Annotated in this window: 15 protein-coding genes; 2 read left to right on the top strand and 13 right to left on the bottom strand. The window is 59.5% G+C overall.

What is annotated here, in order from left to right; genetic code table 11:
* The first annotated feature begins 23 nt into the window (after positions 1–23).
* A complete protein-coding gene (locus GH657_RS03370; RefSeq protein ID WP_153099378.1) occupies positions 24–449 on the top strand; it encodes an acyl-CoA thioesterase in 426 nt (141 codons plus the stop codon).
* On the opposite strand, the gene GH657_RS03365 is transcribed toward GH657_RS03370, so the two are convergent.
* Complete coding sequence (locus GH657_RS03365) at positions 421–894, bottom strand: nitrate reductase associated protein (RefSeq protein ID WP_153099376.1); 474 nt, start codon at positions 892–894, stop codon at positions 421–423. The genes GH657_RS03370 and GH657_RS03365 overlap by 29 nt on opposite strands.
* A gap of 119 nt (positions 895–1,013) precedes the next feature.
* Here GH657_RS03365 and fdhD point away from each other — a divergent pair, with 119 nt between their 5' ends.
* Positions 1,014–1,835: a formate dehydrogenase accessory sulfurtransferase FdhD gene (gene fdhD / locus GH657_RS03360; protein WP_153099374.1), complete on the top strand. Its 822-nt coding sequence runs from the start codon at positions 1,014–1,016 to the stop codon at positions 1,833–1,835.
* A gap of 26 nt (positions 1,836–1,861) precedes the next feature.
* Here the strand turns inward: fdhD and GH657_RS03355 are convergent, their stop codons facing one another.
* The 12 genes from GH657_RS03355 to ubiB form a co-directional block, all read right to left on the bottom strand.
* Positions 1,862–2,632: an enoyl-CoA hydratase gene (locus GH657_RS03355; protein WP_153099372.1), complete on the bottom strand. Its 771-nt coding sequence runs from the start codon at positions 2,630–2,632 to the stop codon at positions 1,862–1,864.
* Between the two features lie 124 nt (positions 2,633–2,756).
* Positions 2,757–3,956 carry an acetyl-CoA C-acyltransferase gene (locus GH657_RS03350; RefSeq protein WP_153099371.1) on the bottom strand — a complete coding sequence of 400 codons (1,200 nt, stop codon included), beginning with the start codon at positions 3,954–3,956 and terminating at the stop codon, positions 2,757–2,759.
* A gap of 27 nt (positions 3,957–3,983) precedes the next feature.
* Positions 3,984–6,419 carry a 3-hydroxyacyl-CoA dehydrogenase/enoyl-CoA hydratase family protein gene (locus tag GH657_RS03345; protein ID WP_153099369.1) on the bottom strand — a complete coding sequence of 812 codons (2,436 nt, stop codon included), beginning with the start codon at positions 6,417–6,419 and terminating at the stop codon, positions 3,984–3,986.
* Between the two features lie 98 nt (positions 6,420–6,517).
* A complete protein-coding gene (locus GH657_RS03340) occupies positions 6,518–8,305 on the bottom strand; it encodes an acyl-CoA dehydrogenase C-terminal domain-containing protein (protein WP_153099367.1) in 1,788 nt (595 codons plus the stop codon).
* An 86-nt stretch (positions 8,306–8,391) separates the two neighbouring features.
* Complete coding sequence (locus tag GH657_RS03335) at positions 8,392–9,009, bottom strand: TetR/AcrR family transcriptional regulator (protein ID WP_153099365.1); 618 nt, start codon at positions 9,007–9,009, stop codon at positions 8,392–8,394.
* A gap of 204 nt (positions 9,010–9,213) precedes the next feature.
* Entirely contained in the window at positions 9,214–10,431 is a 1,218-nt protein-coding gene (locus tag GH657_RS03330; protein ID WP_246174112.1) for a phospholipase D-like domain-containing protein, read from the bottom strand.
* A gap of 44 nt (positions 10,432–10,475) precedes the next feature.
* On the bottom strand, positions 10,476–10,985 hold the full coding sequence (gene nudB / locus GH657_RS03325; RefSeq protein ID WP_153099364.1) for a dihydroneopterin triphosphate diphosphatase: 510 nt from the start codon (positions 10,983–10,985) through the stop codon (positions 10,476–10,478).
* 188 nt (positions 10,986–11,173) lie between these two features.
* Entirely contained in the window at positions 11,174–12,973 is a 1,800-nt protein-coding gene (gene aspS / locus GH657_RS03320) for an aspartate--tRNA ligase (RefSeq protein ID WP_153099363.1), read from the bottom strand.
* A 100-nt stretch (positions 12,974–13,073) separates the two neighbouring features.
* Complete coding sequence (locus GH657_RS03315; RefSeq protein ID WP_174769855.1) at positions 13,074–13,736, bottom strand: DUF502 domain-containing protein; 663 nt, start codon at positions 13,734–13,736, stop codon at positions 13,074–13,076.
* Between the two features lie 77 nt (positions 13,737–13,813).
* Positions 13,814–14,215: an FmdB family zinc ribbon protein gene (locus GH657_RS03310; protein WP_153099362.1), complete on the bottom strand. Its 402-nt coding sequence runs from the start codon at positions 14,213–14,215 to the stop codon at positions 13,814–13,816.
* A 101-nt stretch (positions 14,216–14,316) separates the two neighbouring features.
* Positions 14,317–14,967, bottom strand: a complete 651-nt coding sequence (locus tag GH657_RS03305; protein WP_153099361.1) for a methyltransferase domain-containing protein — start codon at positions 14,965–14,967, stop codon at positions 14,317–14,319.
* A 36-nt stretch (positions 14,968–15,003) separates the two neighbouring features.
* Positions 15,004–16,581 carry a ubiquinone biosynthesis regulatory protein kinase UbiB gene (ubiB, locus tag GH657_RS03300; RefSeq protein WP_153099360.1) on the bottom strand — a complete coding sequence of 526 codons (1,578 nt, stop codon included), beginning with the start codon at positions 16,579–16,581 and terminating at the stop codon, positions 15,004–15,006.
* Positions 16,582–16,583 lie beyond the last annotated feature (2 nt).

Raw genomic sequence — 16,583 nt, 5'->3', positions numbered from 1 at the left:
TTTTACGAGTTCAAGTGTTCCTCATGACCGAACCCCTCGACCTGCCCATCACCTCCCCCGCACTGCGCGTCATGCCTCAGCCATCCGATGCCAATGTGCATGGCGATGTGTTTGGCGGCTGGATCATGGCGCAAGTCGATATCGCCGGGTCGATCCCGGCAAGCCGCCGCGCCAATGGGCGCGTGGTAACCATCGCGGTCAATTCGTTTGTCTTCAAGCAGCCTGTATTTGTCGGCGATTTACTGAGCTTTTACGCCAGCATCGTCAAAACCGGCCGAACCTCGATCACGGTGGATGTCGAGGTGTACGCGCAACGTATGAGCCTGACCCAGGAGGTCGTAAAAGTCACGGAGGCCACGCTGACCTACGTCGCCACCGATAGCAACCGTCGTCCGCGCGAATTACCCGCACTCGGGCAGGCTAGTCCCGCGTCAGGCCAAACTCCCTGAGCGCAGGGATGAAATCGTGATTGGCGTGCGGCTTGCGCGACAGCTTGGCCAGCACGTAACGCTGAAACAGCGTCAGCGCCGCCCACTGCGCGGCATCTGGCGCAGGCGCATCCGCGAGGATGGCTTGCGCGGTCACGCTGGCTGGCACGGCTTCGCTATTGCGCCAGGCCGGACTAGCCTCCGGGGCGAAGCGTTCAGCCGCGCCGCTGTGATGCGCCTCCAGCAGCGCGTGTAAGGCAGCAGCAAACGTTGCGGCGGCGTGGTCCTCGAGTGGATAGCGCGCCAGTTGTTCGCGCGCGGCATGAGGCAAGGTTTGCCATTGCGCAAGCGAGATGCGCAAGCCACAGCGGTCCAGGTTAAAACGTACCGCCATCGGGATGAACGTCAGGTTCTGCGATGAGGCGATTTCGAAGTTAAACAGCAGCGGTAACGCGTGAAGTTCCATGGACACATCCTCGTGGCGGGTAGTTCGTGGCTAATATGCGGCGCGAAACCTGGTGTGGCGCCTAGCGTTGCATGCGGCATATTGTAGGACGTGGTCGCCCTTAACCCGGAGCCGAACCCATGAACGAACACAACCTCAACGACGAACCAGGCGAGATTCCCTGCCAGGTCAGCCGGTATCGCTCCGGCACGGTCGAAACCTGCACCGATCACGTAGGCCAGGAATGGCCCGTGGCCCTGATATTCAATGGGATTTCGCATGCGGTGATGATGGCGACGCCACGCGATCTGGAAGCCTTTGCGCTGGGCTTTTCGATCTCGGAGGGTATCGCCACCAGCCGCAGCGAGATTCAGGATATCGAAGTCGTTCTGCATGCCGGTGAAATACCGCATGCCGAGGTGCATCTGACGGTGCTACAGCAGACCTTCGCCATGCTCAAGGAAAAACGCCGGGCGCTTACAGGCCGCACCGGTTGTGGCGTGTGCGGCATCGAAAGCATCGCGCTGCTCGATCTGGCGCCTGAGCGCGTACCCGATACGGGTTTTCTGGCGCGCCTCGCCCCCGATGCGCTCGCCCGTGCCGCCCGCGGCTTGCCCGCTCATCAGACACTCACACGACTGACGGGCGGCCTGCATGCAGCGGCCTGGTGCGATGCCAGCGGCACGATCCGCTACGCGTTCGAAGATGTGGGCCGCCACAATGCGCTGGACAAACTGATCGGCCAGCTCATGCTGCGGCGGATGGACCTGCAGGACGGTTTTGTGTTTCTCTCCAGCCGCGCCAGCTATGAACTCGTACGCAAAGCCGCGAGAGTGGGCATGCCGATGGTGGCCACCATCTCCGCGCCGTCTTCGCTGGCGCTGGCGCTAGCGCGTCAGGCGGGAGTGCGCCTCGTCAGCTTTTGCCGCGACGACAGCTATGTCGATTACGGCACGGCTTGATTCAGTGCGAGGCCCATTGAGCCGATTCAGTCGAACTGGCGAAAATCCGGTTTGCGTTTTTCGAAAAAGGCCTTGAATGCCTCGCGTGCCTCCGGCGACAACAGCATTTTGGCGAAGTGCAAAGCCTCGTCGGTCATCTGCGTTTGCAGTTCGTGCTGGCTCGCGCGCTTCATCAAAGTCTTGCTCACCCGCAACGACGAAGCGGGTAGCGCTGTCAATTTCAAGGCTTGCTGACGCGCAAACGCATCAAGCCCGGCAGCGGGCAGCACGCGGTTCACAAACCCCATCCGGTGTGCCTCGGCTGCATCGAAAGCCTCGCCTAGCAACAGCTTTTCCGCTGCCAGTTGATAACCCGCCACCCGTTGCAACAAAAGGCTCGATGCGGCCTCCGGACACAGCCCCAGTTGCGTGAAAGGCAGCGAGAACGTCGCGCTCTCGGCGGCATAGACCAGGTCGCAATGCAACAGCAAGGTCGTGCCTATCCCCACGGCTACACCTTCGACAGCCGCCACTAACGGTTTCTCAGCGGTGCTGATCGCGCGCAAAAACTGGATCGCCGGGGCCTGCTCACCGAGCATCGGCGACCTGGCAAAATCATCGAGATCGTTACCCGCGCTAAATGCGCCTCCACTGCCACGAATCAGGATAACGCGCACCCCTGTATCGTTTTGCGCACCGACGAGCGAATCCGCTAGCGTCTGATACATCGCCGCGGTAATCGCGTTCTTCTTGTCAGGCCGGTTGAAGGTCAGCGTCAACACACCGTCTGCACGCTCGACCAGAATATCCATCGCCATCGCTGTACTCCTCTAATGAAAAACGGCTCGCATGTGAATGATGCGAGCCGTTAACCAATGCCTGTTCGCAATGCCTGTTCGCAATGCCTGTTCGATGTCTGTTAGCCAAGCTGCTGATTACAGGCTACAGACATTCGATAATACCCGCTGCGCCCATGCCGGTGCCGACACACATCGTCACCATGCCGTACTTCAGTTTGCGCCGACGCAAGCCATGAACCAGCGTGGCGGCGCGGATCGCACCCGTCGCACCCAGCGGATGGCCCAACGCAATCGCGCCACCCAGCGGATTGATCTTCGCCGGGTCCAGCCCGAGATCCTGCATCACCGCCAGCGACTGCGCCGCAAACGCCTCGTTCAATTCGATCCAGTCGAGGTCGTCCTGCTTCAGGCCCGCTGCCTTGAGCGCAGCCGGAATCGCTTCTTTGGGCCCGATGCCCATGATTTCCGGCGGCACGCCGCGCACCGCGAAGCTGACAAAACGCGCCAGCGGCGTCAGGTTGAACTGCTTGAGCATCTTTTCCGACACGACGATCAGCGCGCCTGCGCCATCCGACATTTGCGAGCTATTGCCTGCCGTCACCGAGCCCTTGTTCGCAAACACCGCTCGCAGCTTCGCCAGACCTTCGAGCGAAGTGTCCTGACGTGGACCTTCATCGAGCGCGACCTCGCGTGACTTCGTTTTAATTTCGCCGCTAGCGAGATCCGGGAAGCGCTCGATGATCGTGAACGGTGAAATCTCATCCTTGAATTCACCCGCCTGCTGCGCGGCCATCGCCTTGCGATGCGATTCGACCGAGAACTGGTCTTGCGCTTCACGGCTGATCTTCCAGCGCTCCGCGACCTTCTCCGCTGTCAGCCCCATGCCGTAAGCGATACCGATGTTTTCGTCACGCTCGAAGATATGCGGCGACAACGATGGCTTGTTGCCCATCATCGGCACCATGCTCATCGATTCACAACCGCCTGCGATCATCACCTCGGATTCACCGACACGAATACGATCTGCCGCCATCGCCAGCGCGGTCACACCCGAGGCACAAAAACGGTTCACCGTGACACCGCCGACCGTATTCGGCAGTCCCGCCAGCAGCGCGCCGATGCGTGCCACATTGAGGCCCTGCTCCGCCTCGGGAATCGCACAGCCGATGATGGCATCTTCGATCAACCGGGTATCGAGCCCCGGCACTTGTGCCACCGCCGAGCGGATGGCGTGCACCAGCAGCTCATCGGGACGCGTGTTTTTGAACATGCCACGCGGGGCCTTGCCGATCGGCGTGCGGCTGGCGGCGACGATATAGGCATCCTGCAATTGCTTAGTCATTTAAAGCTCCTTTGTCGACCGGCTAAATCAATTACGCACCGGCTTGCCGGTCTGCAACATGCCCATGATCCGCTCCTGGGTTTTTTGCGTGCCGAGCAGATCGACAAACGCACGACGCTCCAGCGCCAGCAGCCATGCTTCATCGACCAGACTGCCCGCTTCGACGTCACCGCCGCAAACGGCTTCGGCAATGCGGCCCGCGATCAGATAATCGTGATCGCTAATGAAACGGCCATCGCGCATGTTCACGAGTGAAGCCTTGATGGTCGCAATCGCCGAGCGGCCCGCAACCGGCACATGCGTCACGCGCAACGGCGGACGATAGCCTGCGGCAGCCAGTGCCCGCGTTTCTTTCTTCGCCGTGTCGAGCAACTCGAACACATTGAAAACGATCGTGTCCGAAGGCTTCAGATACCCCATCTCACGGGCGTCGAGCGCGGAAGCCGAGACCTTGGCCATGGCGGCGTTTTCAAACGATTTCTGCACGAACTTGAGCAAATCGCTAGTCGCGCCCACCGCGCTAGCGGCTTGTGCGGCACGCAACGCCGCTTCTTTCAGGCCTCCGCCTGCGGGCACGAGGCCCACGCCAACTTCAACCAGGCCGATATAGCTCTCGATGTGCGCCACGCGCCTGGCGCTATGCAACAGCAGCTCGCAACCGCCGCCCAGCGCAATGCCGGACACCGCGGCCACCACCGGCACGTTCGCATACTTGACGCGCATCATCCCGTCCTGGAACTTTTGCACAAACGGCTCGATGCCTTTGGCGCCACCCATCATGAACGCAGGCATGGCTTCCTCGAGATTGGCTCCAGCGGAAAAAGGCCCGCCTGGCGTGCCGAGCTTGAGCGATGTCGGCTGCCAGATCACGACGCCCTTGTATTCTTTTTCGGCAAGCTCGATGGCTTGAACCAGACCGTCGAGCACGCTCGGTCCAATCGTGTTCATCTTGCTTTTGAACGACACGATCAGGACGTCGTTCTCGCCTGCGCGGTCATCGACCCAGGCACGCACGGCATCGGTTTCGAACAGCGTCTTGCCCCAGGTTTTCGGATCAGCGCCCGTCTCACCGGCCAGCGGCGCGCGGAATACCTGCTTGTTGTAGATCGCCAGCGACGAGCGCGGCACAAACGATTTCGACGCGGGCGACCATGAGCCTTCGTTCGTATGCACGCCGCCCTTGTCCGCGACCGGGCCTTCCAGCACCCAACCCGGCAGCGGTGTGGCAGAGAGCGATTTGCCCGCGGCGATATCTTCCTGAACCCATTGCGCGACCTGCTTCCAGCCCGCCGTCTGCCAGCCTTCGAAGGGGCCTTCGCTCCAGCCGAAGCCCCAGCGGATCGCCAGATCGACATCGCGGGCATTATCGGCAATGGCTTCGAGATGCACGCCGATGTAATGGAACACATCGCGGAAAATCGCCCACAGGAACTGCGCCTGCGGATGTTCCGATTCGCGCAGCAGCTTTAAGCGCTCGGCAGGCGGACGCTTCAGAATACGGCCCACCAGTTCGTCAGCTTTCGCGCCGCCCTCGACGTATTCACCCGTCTTCGGATCGAGCACCTTGATCGTCTTGCCTTCCTTGCGATAAAAACCGCCGCCGGTTTTCTGTCCGAGCGCGCCTTTTTTCACAAGCTCAGCGAGTACGGCGGGGGTTGCATACACCGGAAAGAACGGATCGTCAGCGAGGTTGTCCTGCATCGTCTTGATGACGTGCGCCATCGTGTCGAGCCCAACCACGTCCGCAGTGCGGAAGGTGGCTGACTTCGCCCGGCCCAGACGGCTGCCCGTCAGGTCATCGACTTCGTCAAAGCGCAGGCCAAACTTCGCGGCCTCGGTCATCACGGCGAGGATCGAGAAAATCCCGACGCGATTGGCGATGAAGTTCGGCGTGTCCTTGGCACGAACCACACCTTTGCCCACGACGCTGGTAAGAAACGATTCGAGCTGGTCGAGAATTTCCGGACGCGTGTACGCGGTTGGAATCAGTTCAACCAGATGCATATAGCGCGGCGGATTGAAAAAGTGCACGCCGCAAAACCGTGCCTTGAGTTCGTCGGAAAAACCTTGCGAGAGCGCGGTAATCGACAGGCCCGAGGTATTGCTGGCGAAGATCGCGTGCGGCGCGATATGCGGCGACACCTTTTTGTACAGATCGTGCTTCCAGTCCATGCGCTCGGCAATCGCCTCGATCACGAGATCGCACTGCGCGAGTTTTTCGATATCGTCGTCGTAATTGGCGGGCTGAATGTACTGCGCGTCGTCCTTCACACCGAATGGCGCGGGCGAAAGTTTTTTCAGGTTGTCGATGGCCTTGAGGGCGATGGCGTTTTTCGGCCCTTCCTTGGCCGGCAGGTCGAACAACAGCACCGGCACCCTGGCGTTAATCAGGTGCGCAGCGATCTGCGCGCCCATGACGCCGGCGCCCAATACGGCTACCTTGCGAATGATCAGATTGCTCACGTCGTTTCTCCGGGGGAGTTAAGCAGTATCTCGAATCGGGTGAATCTTGCAGTTTATGGCTTAGTGGCGCGGCATGCGCTACCGCCCCTGCAGAGGCCTTAAAACAGGGCTTCGTCGACATCCATCAGCGCCTTCGATCCGGCGCGTGCCTGACGAATCGTCATCGCTGTTTCGGGCAGCAACTTGGCGAAGTAAAAACGCGCGGTGGCCAGCTTGGCCTGGTAGAACGGATCGCCCGACGCTTGCTTGTCGAGTGCGATACGCGCCATGCGCGCCCAGAAATACGCGAACACCAGATGGCCCACGGTGCGCAGGTAAGGCACAGCGGCAGCGCCGACTTCATCGGGGTTTTGCATCGCCTTCATGCCGATTTCCATCGTCAGCTTTTGCACCTTGTCGCCAATATCGCCAAGCGGGTTGATGAACTCCTGCATCTCGGGCTTCACGCCTTCTTCTTCGACGAAATCGGTGACGAGCTTACCGAACTTCTTGAGCTTGGCCCCCATGTCACCGAGCACTTTTCGGCCCAGCAAATCGAGCGCCTGAATCGTGTTCGTGCCTTCGTAGATCATGTTGATCCGCGCGTCACGCACGTATTGCTCCATGCCCCATTCCGCGATAAAGCCGTGGCCACCGTAAATTTGCATGGCGTGGTTCGTACTCTCGAAGGCATTGTCCGAGATGAAGGCTTTCAAAATAGGGGTGAGCAGCGCAACCAGATCGGTCGCTTCACGGCGCACGGCTTCGTCGGCATGCGAGAGTTCTTTGTCGATATGCAATGCAGACCAGTAGGAAAAAGCACGGGCGCCTTCGGCATAGGCTTTTTGCGTGAGCAGCATGCGCCGCACGTCGGGGTGAACGATGATCGGATCGGCGGCTTTTTCGGGTGCTTTGGGGCCTGTCAGCGAGCGCATCTGCAAGCGCTCTTTGGCGTACACCAGCGAGTTTTGATAAGCGACCTCGGTCAGGCCCAGGCTTTGCATGCCGACGCCCAGACGCGCCGCGTTCATCATCACGAACATCGCGTTCAAGCCCCGGTTTGGCTCACCCACGAGCCAGCCCCTGGCGCCATCGAGATTGATCACGCACGTTGCATTGCCGTGAATGCCCATCTTGTGTTCGAGGGAGCCGCATTTCACGCCATTGCGCTCACCCGGGTTGCCCGCCTGATCCGGGATGAACTTCGGCACGATGAACAGCGAAATGCCTTTGGTGCCAGACGGTGCATCAGGCAAACGTGCCAGCACCAGATGGATGATGTTTTCCGCGAGATCGTGTTCGCCGCTGGAGATGAAAATCTTGGTGCCGCTGATCGCGTAGGAACCCTCGCCGACCGGCTCGGCCCTGGTGCGCAGGATGCCGAGATCGGTGCCACAGTGCGGCTCGGTCAGACACATCGTGCCGGTCCAGACACCGGACACCAGCTTGGGTAAATAGGTTTGCTGCTGCTCAGGCGTGCCATGGGCGTGCAGGCATTCATAGGCACCATGCGACAGGCCCGGATACATGGTCCATGCCTGGTTGGCCGAATTCATCATTTCGTAGAGCGCGTTGTTGACGAATACCGGCAAGCCCTGGCCACCGTATTGCGGATCGCAACCTAGCGCCGGCCAGCCGGCTTCGACGTACTGCTGATAGGCCTCCCTGAAACCGGCAGGCGTTTTCACCACGCCATCGCCAACATAGGTGCAGCCCTCCCGGTCACCGCTTTGATTGAGCGGAAACAGTACCTCGGAACAAAACTTGCCCGCTTCTTCCAGCACCTGGTTGATCGTGTCGGCATCGAGATCGGCGTGCTTTGGCATCTGGCTGATTTCGGCTTCGACGTTAAGCAGTTCGTGCAACACAAATTGCATGTCGCGCAAGGGCGCGGCGTACTGTCCCATCACTATCTCCCAAGGTGTTGATCAGGTGCGAGCGGCTTGATGCTGCCGCAGCGCGGAGTTGAATCGGTAAGCGTCAGCCTGACAGGCTAGCGGCTTCGGTTTTGACCGTAGTTTTGGTTTTGATAAGAAACAATCAGCTTTTCCAGCGCGGCCCAGGTCAGTTGCACGGCATCGGACAAATGCAGAAAACGCGCGTCGTGATGCAGGCCCAGCGTGAAGCTATACAACTCGAACAGCATCAGTTGCGGATCGGTATCCGGGCGCAGATGCTGTTCTTCCATCGCCTGCGCAATGGCGCGCATCAGGGCCGCGCGCCAGATCGTAACGCTCGCAACCAGTTGTTCGCGCACCGGATTGTCGGCACGGTCATCGTATTCAACCGCGCCACTAATGTAGATGCAACCTGTCGTGACTTCCTGAATGCGTTTTTCAATCCAGCGGGAAAGCATCGCCCGCAAGCGAGGCAAGCCACGCATCTCACGCAAGCTGGGGAAAAACACTTCCGCTTCAAAGCGACGGTGATACTCGCGCACCGCTTCGACCTGCAAATCCTCGCGTGAACCAAAATGGGCAAACACGCCGCTCTTGCTCATCTGCATGCGCTCCGCCAGTAAGCCGATGGTCAAGCCTTCGAGCCCTTCGCGGCTAGCCAGATCGAGGGCAGCGTCGAGAATTGCGACGCGTGTCTGTTCGCCTTTACGCATAACGAGGGAGGGCTCCTGCAAGACTGGGAGAAATCGAACGAGCGTTCTATTATTGTGGGGCGTCCCGGGTGAAACAAGGACTTTATTAGAAACCGGTTTCTAACCGGATCACGGGCATGTTTATTTCCATGTTTATTCCCATGTTTGCTACCTCGTTTGCGCCGTCCATCAGGTCATGTCCAGCCATGCAGAACCTTGAGGAGGCTAGTCGTAGCCACCGACCGTCAGCAGCTTCATCGCTGCGCGGTATGCCGTGTAAGCGCACCAGTTCAGCAACCGCTCACCAGCGGGCCGGGCCGCATAACGGGCCGGATCAATGCACCGGGCTTCGTCAAACGCCTCGAGCAACGCGGTGCGCAGCAGCTCAATTTCCGGATGCAGCACGAGCAATACATTGGCTTCGTTGTTTAGCACCAGGCTCAGCGCGTCGAGATTGGATGAGCCCACCGTGCACCAGTTCGAATCGACAACAGCCACCTTGCCATGCAGCATCGTCTTTTCGTATTCGGCAATTTTCACGCCGGCTTTTAACAACGAACGATATAAAAAGGGCACGGCGTAGTCGAGCGCGGCAAATTCCTTTTTGCCGATGACGAGACGCACCTCCACGCCGCGTCGCGCGGCAAGTGTCAAGGCGCGCCGCAGCTTGCGCCCCGGCATGAAATACGGATTGGCCAGCAGCACTTCCGAGCGAGCCTGACCGATTGCTACCAGATAGGCCTTTTCGATCGCACGCCGGTTAATCAGGTTATCCCGTGCGACGAACGCCACACTGGGCTTGCCCGCCGTCGGCAAGATCCGCTTGCGCACGCGACGCCAGACTGGGCGCTTGCCGGGCTCATCGGCCGCTTCGGTGACGTTGAGGGAAGGTAGCGCCGAAGCCGAGGGCCGGTGGCCCAGTTGAATACGCCGCCACTGCTGCTCAAATGCCGCGCGAACATCCGCCACGGCGGGGCCGCTTAGCTCAACGGTGAAATCCCAACGGGGAAACGGCAGAAGTATCCCGTCTTGCACATCGTCCCTGATGATATTGATACCGCCACAATAGGCGAATGTCTGATCAATCACAGCCAGTTTGCGATGCGTGCGCGAAAAACCAAAGCGGCCGAATAAATGCGGATTGTAAATACGATGTGCCACACCGCCAGCAGGCCATGTGTTGAACAACGGCAAGCGGCCCGTACCCAGGCCATCGGTAATCACGCGCACACGTACGCCACGCGCCGCCGCGCGCAGCAATGCAGCGGACACCGCATGGCCTACGCTGTCGTCGGCAAAAATGTAGGTTTCCAGCATCACGTCCGTGATGGCGGCGTCAATACGTTCGAGCAACGCAGCAAAAAACGACGCGCCACAAGCGAACAGCCGGACCTCATTGCCGACGGTGAGACGGTACCCCGTCCGATAACGCGGACCAGGCAACGCATCGCGCCAGCGCTTGAGATGCCTTGCACCGATGAAGCCGATCACGTGTCGCCCTTCAGCAGCACATCCGGATGGTGAAACAAACGTTCAGACCTGCGTTCAGGCAACTGCAAGATCGCCTCCCGGTTGGATAACGCAAAACAGCGAGCCGCGGCAGCCTGATAAGGCAGCCAGAGAAAAGCCGTGTGTTCACGGGGAGCAAGCGTGACCTCCACGCGGTACGGCACCTGAAGGCTAAACCAATGCTCGGTGTTACGTGTCACGCCAGGAGCATAACGGTGGCGCCACACAGGATAAATTTCGTACTCGATCTGATGCTGCCAGTCGAACAACGCATCCGATGGCACCCCGCCATGCCCCACCACGATACCGGTCTCTTCAGCCACTTCACGCAGGGCGGTTTCGGCAAGCGGTTCATCCAGATGGTCTTTCGAACCGGTCACCGACTGCCAGAACCCAGAGCGGTCGGCCCGTTCGATAATCAGCACCTCCAGCGCAGGCGTGTGAATCACAACGAGGACGGATTGTGGAATCTTTGGCGGCTTTGGCATAGGAAGGAAGAGCGCACGGCGAACCTAAACTCGTGCAGATCACGGCGGGCGGTTCGGCGAGGTTAGGTTGGCTCGGAGTTGAACAGGAGAAAACTGTTCCGACTCTAGTGCAAAAAGCAGAAAAGGCGCTCATGCGCCTTTTCTGCTGCCGGGAACTTAACTACACGGCGACCCTTGCATAACGGGTTTTACGCCTTTTGCTCGGGCAGACGCAAACGGATATGCAACTCGCGCAACTGGCGCTCATCGACTTCGCTTGGCGCTTGCGTCAGCAGACACTGGGCGCGTTGCGTTTTCGGGAAGGCGATCACATCGCGGATCGAATCAGCACCGGCCATCATCGTGATGATGCGGTCGAGACCAAACGCAATGCCACCGTGCGGCGGCGCGCCGTATTGCAGCGCATCGAGCAGAAAACCAAATTTAGCCCGCGCTTCTTCAGCACTGATCTTGAGCGCCCGGAACACCTTGCTTTGCACCTCTTCCTGAAAAATCCGCACTGAGCCGCCACCGATCTCCCAGCCATTCAGCACCATGTCATAGGCTTTCGCCAGACAGCGGCCAGGATCGGTTTCGAGGTACTCGAGGTGCTCATCTTTCGGGCTGGTGAACGGATGATGCGCGGCCACGTAGCGGTTGTCCTCCTCGTCGTATTCGAACATCGGGAAATCCACGACCCACAGAGGCTTCCAGCCAGCCTCGACGAGGCCATTGGCACGGCCGAATTCTGAATGGCCGATCTTCAGGCGCAATGCGCCAAGGCTATCGTTGACGACCTTGGCACGATCGGCAGCGAAGAAAATGATGTCGCCATCCTGAGCACCCGTGCGCTCGATAATGGCCGCCACCGCGGCATCATGCAGATTCTTGACGATCGGGCTTTGCAAACCATCGCGGCCCTTCGCCACTTCATTGACCTTGATCCACGCCAGGCCCTTCGCGCCATAAATACGCACGAACTCGGTGTAGCTGTCGATCTCGCCCCGCGACAGCTCGCCACCCTTCGGCACACGCAGCGCCGCCACACGTCCGTCCTTGTCGTTGGCCGGCGTGCTGAACACCTTGAAATCGACGTCTTTCACCACATCGGTCAGATCGGTAAACTCCAGCTTGACGCGCAGATCGGGCTTGTCGGAACCAAAGCGGCGCATGGCCTCTGAATAGAGCATCACCGGGAATTTATCGCCCAGATCGACATTCATGGTCGCCTTGAACACGTGGCGAATCATCGCTTCGAACAGGTCACGAATTTCCTGCTCGCTCAGGAACGATGTTTCGCAATCGATCTGGGTGAATTCAGGCTGACGGTCAGCGCGCAAATCTTCGTCGCGGAAGCATTTGACAATCTGGTAGTAGCGATCGAAGTTCGCCACCATCAGCATCTGCTTGAAAAGCTGTGGCGATTGCGGCAACGCAAAGAACTGTCCGGCATTGGTGCGCGACGGCACGAGATAATCGCGCGCGCCTTCAGGCGTGCTTTTGGTGAGCATGGGTGTTTCGATATCGATGAAACCCTGCGCATCGAGATATTTACGCACTTCCATCGTCACGCGGTAGCGCAAGCGCAAGTTTTGCTGCATTTGCGGGCGGCGCAAATCGAGCACCCGATGGGTAAGGCGCGTGGTTTCCGACAGGTTGTCGTCATCGAGCTGGAACGGCGGCGTCACCGATGGGTTCAACACGACCAGTTCGTGGCACAGCACTTCAATCTTGCCGCTCTTCAGGCTGGCGTTGACCGTGCCTTCCGGACGGTTGCGCACCACCCCCTTGATCTGCACGCAAAACTCATTGCGCACGCCTTCAGCGGCCTGGAACATCTCCGCGCGATCAGGATCGCACACCACCTGAACCAGACCTTCACGGTCACGCAGGTCGATAAAAATAACGCCACCGTGATCGCGGCGGCGATGGACCCAGCCGCACAGCGAAACAGTTTGGCCCAGCAGTTGCTCGGTCACCAGACCGCAGTATTCAGATCTCATCGACATGATGTTTGGCTTTTGTTTAGTACAAAGTGAACAGTGTGCCCGATATCATCGCGCCCACCGGCATTGATTGATGCATTCGCTGGATGCGCTGACTGACGCATTACAGTGGGGGATCGACCGGACGGCGCGTCGCGGGTGCGACATGCGATGCGGATGGCATCGCTGGTGCCACCACCCCCATCGAAACAATATATTTGAGCGCGGCATCGACCGTCATATCGAGCTCGATGACTTCGCTCTTGGGCATCATCAGAAAGAAACCCGATGTCGGATTAGGTGTGGTGGGAACATAAACGCTGACGTGTTCTTGCGTCAGATGATTAATCACGTCGCCCCCCGGCACACCGGTCAGAAACCCAATCGTATATGACCCCTTGCGCGGATATTCGATCAGCAGCGCCTTGCGAAAGGCATTGCCATTGCTGGACAGCAAGGTGTCGGACACCTGCTTGATGCTGGAATAAATCGGCCCGACCACGGGAATGTGGACCACGACCTGCTCCCACCACTTCACCAGCTTCTGGCCCACGAAATTTTGCGTCAGCAACCCCACGCCGAAGATAAACGCCAGCGTCAGGACTGCGCCCAGCCCCGGCAAACGGAAACCCAGCACCCGCTCTGGCTGCCACATATCGGGCAGCAGCAGCAAAGTCTGATCCATCGTGCCAATAATCAGCCCGACCACCCACAGGGTGATCGCCAGCGGCACCAGCACTAGCAGGCCAGTCAAAAACACTGATTTGAATGTCGCCTTTTTCATCATCGCGTGACCGCCACAAAAACTGTCCCGGCCCAACCCGGAACATCACCACACGCGCCACCATCGGGATGGCGCAACCGCTAGGAACTGCCCGTCGTGCCAGCAGCAGCCGGTGCTGCCGTCGATGCTGCAGCAGCGGAGGTTGCCGGTTGCGCTGTACCGGTTGAACTTGCCGCCGTGCTGGACGTGCTGCCCGCCGCGTCTGTCCTGGCTGAACTGCCGGACGCGGCGGCGTTATCGCTGCCCCCCTCGCCTCCATCACTCCCCGCCACGGGTTTGGCGCTGGCTGTTCCGCCATTGCTGCTACGGAAATCCGTGACATACCAGCCGGAGCCCTTCAGCTGAAAACCCGCCGCCGTCACCTGTTTGCGAAAAGCGTCTTTTCCGCATTCGGGACATTGATGCAGCGGCGCATCGCTCATCTTTTGCAATACGTCCTTGGCAAAACCACATGAGTCGCAACGGTAAGCATAGATCGGCATGATCTGTTCCCTACAAAATTCGAGTAAACGTCAGCAAAGCCTTGAATTATAACAGCAAATAGGCTGCTTCTAACGCCGATAGAGACAGCCGGCTCAAGTGGTCACAGCCGGCGACCCCAGGTCAGCCAGCGCTCCCTTCCGGCAAAAACGGGGAGTGAATCAGTAACGGGTTCGTCTTCGAGCAACTCGAAGGCGGGCAGCAGCAGCGCATCGAGTTCGTCGCGCTCGATTCCGAACGGAGGCCCTTTGGGCGTTGCACCAAGATAAAAGAAACCGGCGAGTAGCCCTCCTGGCGGCAACAGCGCCGCCATACGTGCGGCATAGTCGCGCCGTCGCGCGAGAGGCAGCGCACATAAAAACGCCCGCTCATAAATCCAGCCAGGCCCCGGTGCGGCCAACGGCTGCCAGGTGAAAAAATCCGCCTGTTCGACCACGCTAGCGTATCGGCCCAACTGGAGCCGCGCCGCCTCTACAGCCTGGGTGGAAAAATCAATAGCCCGCACGGCAATGCCTTGCTGAGCCAGCCAAAGCGCCTCCCAGGCGTTGCCGCAACCGGGAATCAGGACCGACGCCTGCGCATGACGCGCGGCGAAAGCCTTGAAGGCTATCTGCACGCCCGCCTGATCCCACGGCATAAAACCGCGCTCAAAGCGCTCATCCCAGAACGCGGGCAAATCGGGGTCACGCGTGACGAAATCCGAAGCGGACACAGCCTGCCCGGACTGGTGCGGCAATGCAGGTTTGTCGTTCATGCAGACTCCAGAGGCCGCGTGCAACCAGACAACCGTTCAACCCACATGCGCAAACGCCAGCCACGTATGGGCAATGACCGCCCCCGCGCCCACGGCAACCCCGAACGCCAGCACACCGACCAGCAGCCGGTTAGTGCGCCGTTGCTGGCGCAGGATCTGACGCATGGTCTCGTCGTTAGCGCCGCGCTGGACTTCGTGATGCTCCGACAACATCTGGTGAATCAGGCGCGGCAGTTGCGGCAAGGTTTTGCTCCACTGCGGCGCTTCGATCCTGAGCCGCTCGTACCAGCCACGCAACCCGACCTGTTCAGTCATCCAGCGTTCCAGATAAGGCTTGGCCGTTTTCCACAGATCAAGTTCGGGATCCAGCGAGCGGCCCAGCCCTTCGACGTTCAGCATGGTTTTTTGCAGCAGAACGAGTTGCGGTTGAATTTCGACATTGAAGCGGCGTGACGTCGAAAACAACCGCATCAGCACTTGCCCCAGCGAGATGTCCTTGAGCGCGCGATCGAAATAAGGCTCGCATACCGCCCGAATCGCGCTTTCGAGCTCTTCGACACGCGTGTTCGGCGGCACCCAGCCCGACTCGAGATGCAAAGTGGCAACACGGTGGTAATCGCGTTTGAAAAAAGCCAGAAAATTTTGCGCCAGATAATTTTTGTCGAAATCGGACAGCGCGCCGACGATGCCGAAATCCAGGGCGATATAGCGGCCAAAATGCGCTGGATCGAGGCTGACCTGAATGTTGCCCGGATGCATGTCCGCATGGAAAAACCCATCACGAAACACCTGGGTGAAAAATATCTCCACGCCTTCGCGCGCCAGCTTCGGAATATCCACGCCCGCCGCCCGCAACATGGCCACCTGGCTGATCGGCACACCGACCATCCGCTCCATCACCAGCACGTTGGGCGTGCAAAACTCCCAGTACATTTCCGGCACCAGCAACAGGTCCAACCCGGCAAAATTGCGCCGTAACTGGCTGGCATTCGCCGCCTCGCGCGTGAGGTCGAGTTCGTCGTGCAAGTATTTGTCGAACTCGGCGACCACCTCGCGCGGCTTGAGCCGCTTGCCATCGGCCCACAAACGCTCGGCCCACACCGCGATATCGTTCAGCAGCGCCAGATCGGAATCAATGACCGGCAACATGTTGGGCCGCAGCACCTTGATAGCGACCGGTTTACCCGCGTGCGAACCCGATTTGAGCCGGGCGAAATGCACTTGGGCAATCGAAGCACTGGCCACCGGCATCCGTTCGAAATCGTCGAAGATCGCAGACACGGGCGCGCCAAGCGCTTTCTCGATGATGCTGATGGCCAAATCCGAATCGAACGGCGGCACCTGGTCTTGCAGCTTGGCGAGTTCGTCAGCAATATCGACCGGCAGCAAATCACGCCGCGTGGACAAAACCTGGCCGAACTTGACGAAGATCGGCCCCAGGCTTTCGAGCGCCAGACGCAAGCGCACCCCCGGCGGCTGCTCGAACTTGCGTCCAAGCGTGGTGAGACGCGCCAGCAGCCGGACACGGCGGTCATTGACCCGCTCCAGCATCATCTCGTCGAGACCGAAGCGGATTACCGTGAAAAAAATCTTGAAAAAACGCAGAAAACGCATGG

Origin of the sequence: Paraburkholderia hayleyella (genome assembly GCF_009455685.1) — a bacterium.
GTDB lineage: Bacteria > Pseudomonadota > Gammaproteobacteria > Burkholderiales > Burkholderiaceae > Paraburkholderia > Paraburkholderia hayleyella.
Note: the sequence above shows the minus strand (reverse complement) of the source record. Positions and strands in the feature narration are given on the sequence as shown.

Bases quoted from the DNA above. Each gene is read 5' to 3' on its own strand.
- GH657_RS03370 (WP_153099378.1), top strand. From the start codon at position 24: ATGACCGAACCCCTCGACCTGCCCATCACCTCCCCCGCACTGCGCGTC.
- GH657_RS03365 (WP_153099376.1), bottom strand. From the start codon at position 894: ATGGAACTTCACGCGTTACCGCTGCTGTTTAACTTCGAAATCGCCTCA.
- fdhD (WP_153099374.1), top strand. From the start codon at position 1,014: ATGAACGAACACAACCTCAACGACGAACCAGGCGAGATTCCCTGCCAG.
- GH657_RS03355 (WP_153099372.1), bottom strand. From the start codon at position 2,632: ATGGCGATGGATATTCTGGTCGAGCGTGCAGACGGTGTGTTGACGCTG.
- GH657_RS03350 (WP_153099371.1), bottom strand. From the start codon at position 3,956: ATGACTAAGCAATTGCAGGATGCCTATATCGTCGCCGCCAGCCGCACG.
- GH657_RS03340 (WP_153099367.1), bottom strand. From the start codon at position 8,305: ATGGGACAGTACGCCGCGCCCTTGCGCGACATGCAATTTGTGTTGCAC.
- GH657_RS03335 (WP_153099365.1), bottom strand. From the start codon at position 9,009: ATGCGTAAAGGCGAACAGACACGCGTCGCAATTCTCGACGCTGCCCTC.
- nudB (WP_153099364.1), bottom strand. From the start codon at position 10,985: ATGCCAAAGCCGCCAAAGATTCCACAATCCGTCCTCGTTGTGATTCAC.
- aspS (WP_153099363.1), bottom strand. From the start codon at position 12,973: ATGTCGATGAGATCTGAATACTGCGGTCTGGTGACCGAGCAACTGCTG.
- GH657_RS03315 (WP_174769855.1), bottom strand. From the start codon at position 13,736: ATGATGAAAAAGGCGACATTCAAATCAGTGTTTTTGACTGGCCTGCTA.
- GH657_RS03310 (WP_153099362.1), bottom strand. From the start codon at position 14,215: ATGCCGATCTATGCTTACCGTTGCGACTCATGTGGTTTTGCCAAGGAC.
- GH657_RS03305 (WP_153099361.1), bottom strand. From the start codon at position 14,967: ATGAACGACAAACCTGCATTGCCGCACCAGTCCGGGCAGGCTGTGTCC.
- ubiB (WP_153099360.1), bottom strand. From the start codon at position 16,581: ATGCGTTTTCTGCGTTTTTTCAAGATTTTTTTCACGGTAATCCGCTTC.